The following is a 6,000-nucleotide window of genomic DNA, read 5'->3' as shown; positions in this document are numbered from 1 at the left end:
ACGCCCCTCTGAGTGGAAAAGGCCGAAATCTGAAACAGTGTAATCCCGGCCTCATGAATACCTGTTTTGACAGCAGAACAACCCACTTCAACACGAACAGAATCGGATAAAATTGAACGAACCAAGACTTTTTACAGCAAGGGCAACTTTTCTGAGATTTCTCCATGGTATTACAAGCTATCTCACTCTGTCTGATAATGAGCCAATTCTTTTCTTTCCATTTCAGCAAGTACAAGAAAGTTTACTCCTTAATCGAAAGAATGGAGATGTGTTATTAACTTGAAAAAGTTGAAAAAAAGTTTGGAAATCCCCTGTCAAAATCCAGCCATAACGGGTAAATTATAAGTATTGATGGCCTCTTGCCGGGGTCACAATTGGGGCACAAATGGGTCACAATTGCGGGATTTTGGGACCTGAAAACAGGAAAAACAGCCGGAGGAAAGCGTTTTTTGAGGAGGAAGTAGTCAGCCGCATATTCGAATCCTTGCGGGGCTGCCATTTTTTTATTTTCAGGAGACGCGGCACTCCTGAGTTTCGCATTTTAAAACCCACGGGTCGCACAACCATTCTCCGGAAACAGAACCGAAAAGGAAGGAGAGATTATGAAACACCTCGTCTACACTCTTTGTCTCGTTTGCGCATGTCTCGGAGTCCGGAGCTATGCCGCCACACCGACAGAGAATTTTCAGCTCAGCACCCATATTCTGGATGTCAATCGCGGTCAGCCCGCCGCCGGTGTCTCCATCGTACTGTTCCGTCTGGCGGATGACGGAATCTCCTGGAACAAAGTCGATGCCGGAATCACCGACCGAAACGGCAGAATCGGCAACTTTCTGCCGGAATCCAAAGCCAATGACGGAATTTACAAACTGAGGTTTGAAACCCGCGACTACTTTCGCAAACAGGGACAGGAATCGATCTATCCGTTTGTGGAAGTGATCTTCGAGATCAGAGGTTCCAGCCATTACCATATCCCGATCACCATGTCGGCAAACGGATATGGGACTTATCGCGGCAATTAGAAATCGCAACGGAGTCAATCCGGGTTGCCCGCCGGTCTCCCAGATTTGATGATTCAGCAGATGAGAAACGATTCACTCAAAGGGTTGTGCTGCGGAATTCTTGCGGCGATGGCATACGGCCTCAACCCGCTGTTCGCGCTCCCTCTGTATCGCGCCGGAATGACACCGGATTCGGTGCTGTTCCACCGGTATACGATCGCGATGATTCTGCTGGGGCTCTTCCTGGTATGCCGGAGAAAATCTTTCCGGCTCACACTCAAATTGTGGATCCCGGCTGTAGTCGGAGGATGGTTGATGGCGCTCTCGTCGCTCTTTCTCTTTCTGAGTTATCGGAAAATGGACGCGGGAATCGCATCGACAATTCTGTTTGTATATCCCGTGATGGTTGCAGTCATCATGGCGGTTTTTTTCCGGGAAAAACTCTCCGTATCGACGATCGCCGGAATTGTCGGTGCGCTGGCCGGTGTCGCCATTCTTTACCGCGGCGGGCCGGGCAGCAGCCTGAGCATCAGCGGACTGATTCTGGTTCTGCTCTCGGCGTTGAGTTATGCCATTTACATGGTGGCTCTCAGGGAGACGAATTTGAAAGAGCTCTCACCGGAACTTTTGACTTTCTATGCGATGGTATTTGGAATTCCGCTGTTCCTGATCCGACTGGATTTCGGCGCAACCCTGCAATGGCCGGAAACGCTTTCCGGCTGGGGTTGCGCGATTGCATTGGCGTTTTTCCCCACGATCCTCTCGCTGCTGCTCATGACCGTCTCCATCCGAATCATCGGAGCTACGAAAACGGCGATTCTGGGAGCGCTGGAGCCGGTCACGGCGGTCGCCGTCGGCATTCTGGTGTTCGGAGAACAGTTGACGCTGCGCCTGGCTCTCGGGATCCTGGTCATTCTCGCGGCGGTCACCGTCGTCGTATCCGGCAAACAGCTCTCCGGAAATCTCCGCGGCATATTCGGAACTTTCCCCCTCCTCCGTCGCCCGAGGTAATCCGCGCAAATTCCATCCTGAATCCTCCCCCGGAAAATCCGGGAAATCCGTTCAACAACCGGTCGCGGCATTGCTCCCCTGCCCCGCGCGGATCGCGGGCCGCTTCACCGTGACACCGGCAAAACACCCGAAAAAACAAAACATTTCCATATTCCATATAATAAAGCATTCCGAAATTACGTTATATGGTCAGAATCGATCGAATCGGTTCTGAAATTCAGAAAATTCAGAAAATTCAGGAAACAAGGAGAAGGAATATGAATAAGATTGCCAAGACATTTCTGCTGGTCGCCGTTCTGGTGTTCGGAGCTACCTGTGTGCAGGCGAAAGATCACGGACCGAGCGATGGGGTCAAGATCACCCGGGCGATCGTGGATGGGATCACACAGATTCTGAATCCGCGGCCGACTCCGCCGCCGCCGAGACGGACTCCGCCGCCGCCGAGACGGCAGAATCATCAGCCGCCTCCGCCCCGCCAGATGCCGCCGAGACGATGACGATGTCACGGGAAAAACCGAACAGGCGCCCCCCCCCCCGAAAAAGGGGAGCGCTTGTTTTTCTATATGGAAGTCAACCCGCGATCTTTCGATCGTTTTCGATGGCCTGTTGTTTTTCCTCAATCTGCGATTCGAGATTTTCAATCTCGCGTTGCAAATTCGCTTCGTCTGATTTCACCTGACTGATTTTACGCTCGCTTTCCCGCAAATCGCGTTGAAGTCCGGCCAGTTCATTCTTCAGATTCTGAATTTCCGCTTGAATGGATTTCCGCTGTTCAACGATCTCCGCCTTACGTTTTTCCCACTGAATCTTTTGCTGCGCCAATTGTTCCTGCCGTTCTTTCGCCTCGGCCTCGTGCTGCTCTCCGGCCTCTTTCCATCGAGAAATTTCTTTTTCCAATGCGGACTTCTCGCGTTTGTAATCGAGATATTCGATACTCTTTTCAAATGTAAAACCATGTCTGGAGCAACGCCACATGACCTGCCGCAAAGATGAATCATAATACCATTTCCCGTTGCGGGTTCTCCGGCGGTCGGAGTGGTCTTTCGGGCGCGTTGAACGCTGCATGCAGTTAAAATGACATTCCAGCAACGCCAGCCTCTTCTCCGCCGACCGAAGAGCACTCGCATCCATGCCGTCACCGGAAGTGCGGGTAGACTGTTCCTGACGGAAATTCACAGCCGAGCGGGTTGATTCAGCCTGCAGCTTCCGGAACGCTTCCTCCTTTTCGTTCTGCAGTGACCGACGATCTGCAATCTGCCGCTCAAGTCTGTCATGTTCCTCCTCGGCCGCGGCCAGCGTCTCCGGAAGTTTTGCCAGCTTCTCTTTTCGGCGATCAATCTCGTCACGCCATTGTCCGATTTCGTCTTGCGCCGTCTCGATCCGCTGCCGCGCTTCGGCGGCCTGTTTCGCTTTTACGCTCGAATGATACCAGAAATATCCTCCAAGCAAAACTGCGATCAACACCAGTAAGGCAACAATACTTTTCATAAATTCCCCCTTTCAACAAATCGAACAATAGATATTTTACCATAATAAAATGAAATATCAAGTTAATGTTATATTTTTTTGAAATTATCATTATTTTTAAGATTAACTAAATCAATCAATAAAGAAACAACGTAACCATCACCCACACAAAAAAATAAAAAGGAATCATTTTATTTTCCCCATTATATACAAATGCGGGGCCAATCAGTTCCGGAAGCAGTTCGACTACATTGAGCTTCACGATGCCTTCCGTAAATGGAGGGCTTTCTGCGCCTCCTCCACAAAATTCGCGCATTACCGGGAGAAAAAACAGCAGAGTTCCTCACTCAATGATTGTGAAAAGGGAAGATGCGGAGGGGGGCCCGGATTTACCGGGTCCCGCAGGTCTACCGTTCAACACAGGCGGGGGGTGTCGGTTATGCCTGTGCGGAAAAACGCGGATCGATCACGTCGGACAGCGCATCGAAGAGTTCGTCGGTCATCGCCCGGATCTCGTCGAGTCCGAGTTTGCTCTGCGTGTTCGGGTCGACGGCGATCGCGTGGAAAATCGCACGCCGGTCACCGGAGAGGGCTCCCTGCGCCCCGAGAATCTGCGCATTGATCATGCCGCGGTCGAGCGCGGCGAGCTGCTCAGGGAACTCCTCGACCCGCCCCGGCACAACACCGCCGCCATCCACCAGGCACGGGACTTCCACACATGACTCCGGCGGCAGCGTCGGAATGAGACCGTGATTCATCACGTTCAGATTCGCACTGAGCGGTTCGTTCTTCTCAATCGCCGCAATGACCCGGACGCCGTACTCCACGCTCGCGGAAAGGTCGGGCTCGCGGCTGCCGGAAAGATACTCCCGGAGCTGCTTCTCGTTGCGGATCTGAAGTCCCCGGCAGATCGCGACCGAAGCTCCGGAGACGCCGCACCCCATCGCCGACCAGTCGATGCCGTTCTCGTCCACCTCCGGGAAGTCGTTGCAGCAGAAACGATCGATCAGATCCTGACGCTTGCGGAAGTAAGGCAGATATTCGCTGTTGTGACCACTGCTCTCGGTCGGGAAGTAACCGAAATTGCGCATGATCTCGAACCGCACTTTCTCGCGTTTGCAGATCTCCGGTTTGTCGAGACATGCGAAGAGTTGCGGATAGACATCCTCCCCATCGACTTCGAGCTTCAGCATGAAAGCCAGATGATTCACGCCCGCAGCGCGGAAATGGAGCTTTTCGACCGGAACGCCGATCCATCCAGCGATCTGCGACGCGGTGTGCTGCACACTGTGGCAGAGTCCGATCACTTTCACGGTTTTCGCGCGTTTCGACAATGCGATCGTATTCATCGACATCGGGTTGACGTAATTCAGCAGATACGCTCCGGGACAGAGCTCCTCCATGCGATCGAGCACCTCAAAGAGATCCCGCAGCGTGCGCAGCCCTCGAAAGATACCGCCGGGGCCGAGCGTGTCGGAGACCACCTGGTCGACCCCGTATTTCATCGGGATCTCATATTCCAGCTCCTGATGCCGGAGCGTTCCGCAACGGAAAATCGTGATGACGTAATCGGCTCCCGGAAGCGCCTCGCCGAGATCGGTCGTCGCCCGCGGATGAAATTCGACGCCGAACTTCTTCGCGAGCAGCTCAGCCATGGCGGCGGCGTTCGCAAGCCGCCCCGCATCGATATCCATCAAAACCACCTCGTGCGTGCGCAAAACCGGGTCGCACAGAATATCCCGGATGAAATTCTGCGCAAAAATCACACCGCCCGCACCGACCAGAACGATCTTCGACATGGAGTTCCTCCGCCCCTTTTTACCGCATGTGCTTCCTCTCTACGATAGCATCACTCCATCCGCGAATCAAGTCCACCGCCGGAAAAGAATGCGCCCGCCTGATCTCAACCCTCCTCCCATAAAAAAACAAAATATTTCCATTTTCAATACAATAAGGATTTCCGAATTTACGTTATATGGTCAGAAATGATCGAACAAACCCCTCAACCTGAAAATACAGGAGAAAAGAATATGAACAAGATTGCAAAGGCATTTCTGCTGGTCGCCGTTCTGGTCTTTGGAGCGACATGCGTTCAGGCGAGAGACCACGGGCCGAGTGACGGCGTTCAAATCACGCGGGCGATTGTGCATGGAATCGCGCAGATCCTGAGTCCGCGGCCGGTAGCGCCGCCTCCGCCGAGATGGGCACCTCCGCCGCCTCCGCCGAGGAGATGGACGCCACCGCCGCCGCCGAGGAGAAATCCTCCGCCGCCACCGCACATGGGACCGCGGAATCCGCCGGACCGTCGCGGCGGCCCGCCGAGACGGTGACGAGGCGTCTGCAGCAGTGAGGCAAGGCGCGGCTCCGATTTCCGGGGTCGCGCCTTTTTTCGCCCGCGAGGCCAGTCGAAAACGCCTCTTCTGCCGGACGAACCGGCAGCACGGCATGGATCACCAGTGCCGAAACAGATTCGCGGCGCCGTCTTTTCGTCATAAAATCGCCCCGTGCGTTCCAGCATCCA

The 6,000-nt window shown here is 53.8% G+C and carries 6 protein-coding genes; 3 read left to right on the top strand and 3 right to left on the bottom strand.

Annotation, left to right across the window (positions count from 1 at the left end; all coding sequences use genetic code 11):
- Positions 1-602 precede the first annotated feature (602 nt).
- The 3 genes from uraH to Q0J85_RS13120 all read left to right on the top strand — a co-directional run bounded on the left by uraH (position 603) and on the right by Q0J85_RS13120 (position 2,509).
- Entirely contained in the window at positions 603-1,022 is a 420-nt protein-coding gene (uraH, locus tag Q0J85_RS13130) for a hydroxyisourate hydrolase (protein WP_294482448.1), read from the top strand.
- Positions 1,023-1,082: 60 nt separating this feature from the next.
- Entirely contained in the window at positions 1,083-2,012 is a 930-nt protein-coding gene (locus Q0J85_RS13125) for a DMT family transporter (protein WP_294482447.1), read from the top strand.
- A gap of 257 nt (positions 2,013-2,269) precedes the next feature.
- Complete coding sequence (locus Q0J85_RS13120) at positions 2,270-2,509, top strand: hypothetical protein (protein ID WP_294482446.1); 240 nt, start codon at positions 2,270-2,272, stop codon at positions 2,507-2,509.
- 73 nt (positions 2,510-2,582) lie between these two features.
- Here Q0J85_RS13120 and Q0J85_RS13115 read toward each other — a convergent pair whose 3' ends face one another.
- From Q0J85_RS13115 to Q0J85_RS13105, 3 genes are all read right to left on the bottom strand, one after another.
- On the bottom strand, positions 2,583-3,143 hold the full coding sequence (locus Q0J85_RS13115; protein WP_294482445.1) for a hypothetical protein: 561 nt from the start codon (positions 3,141-3,143) through the stop codon (positions 2,583-2,585).
- Between the two features lie 773 nt (positions 3,144-3,916).
- Entirely contained in the window at positions 3,917-5,278 is a 1,362-nt protein-coding gene (locus Q0J85_RS13110; protein WP_294482444.1) for a hypothetical protein, read from the bottom strand.
- A 331-nt stretch (positions 5,279-5,609) separates the two neighbouring features.
- Positions 5,610-5,972, bottom strand: a complete 363-nt coding sequence (locus Q0J85_RS13105; protein WP_294482443.1) for a hypothetical protein — start codon at positions 5,970-5,972, stop codon at positions 5,610-5,612.
- Between the last annotated feature and the right edge of the window lie 28 nt (positions 5,973-6,000).

This window comes from uncultured Victivallis sp., from assembly GCA_944389935.1.
Taxonomy (GTDB): domain Bacteria; phylum Verrucomicrobiota; class Lentisphaeria; order Victivallales; family Victivallaceae; genus Victivallis.
The sequence above is the reverse complement of the archived record's forward strand: the minus strand, read 5'-3'. Positions and strand labels throughout refer to the sequence as shown.